Source organism: Pseudonocardia yuanmonensis, assembly GCF_039542425.1.
Taxonomy (GTDB): Bacteria; Actinomycetota; Actinomycetes; order Mycobacteriales; family Pseudonocardiaceae; genus Pseudonocardia; species Pseudonocardia yuanmonensis.
In genome coordinates this window covers 1-521 of record NZ_BAABIC010000085.1, presented here as the reverse complement: position 1 = coordinate 521, position 521 = coordinate 1, and the positions used below count along the sequence as shown (strand labels likewise).

Sequence of the window (521 nt, the reverse complement as noted above, 5' to 3'; positions counted from 1 at the left end):
ATCCAGCGTTCCAGTTCGGGCAGCATGTCGGTGACCCATTGCCGAACCTCGCCTCCGACATTGTCACCCAGCGTTGTGATAGCTGCGCGACGCCGAACCATGATATCGGCGAGCGAGCCACTCCAGCTGCGCGGATGCAGCCGCGACCAGATATCACCGAGAAACGCCCGCTTGTCTCGCGCGTGGCCCAATATTTCCAGGAAAAGCGTGGAGACACCATTCTCCTCTTCGCCCTGCCGCCGCTTGAACATGGAGATGCTTTTGCCAAGCAGCGGATAGCGCCGATCCGGATCGATATTCGCCCACTGAACAAGGGTCTCGGCGCCGACATCTTCCACCGGCGTGCCAGACCCGAAGTCCCCCTCAAACAGTCCCCGATTCCTCGGCCGGAGCTCAGGAAGCAGGAATTCGTCGAGAGCGATGAGGGGATGCGTTTCGAAGAGCGCCTTCAAGACATAACCAAGATCGTGGGACGAGAGATAGACGGTCTCCAGCCCGGCCCGGACCCGCGCGCAGATCTC

Annotated in this window: 1 protein-coding gene; it reads right to left on the bottom strand. The window is 60.8% G+C overall.

Features of this window, described 5'->3' with window-relative positions:
* Nucleotides 1–521, bottom strand: a 521-nt coding sequence (locus ABD990_RS34230) for a hypothetical protein (RefSeq protein WP_345384951.1), incomplete at both ends; no start/stop codon positions are given.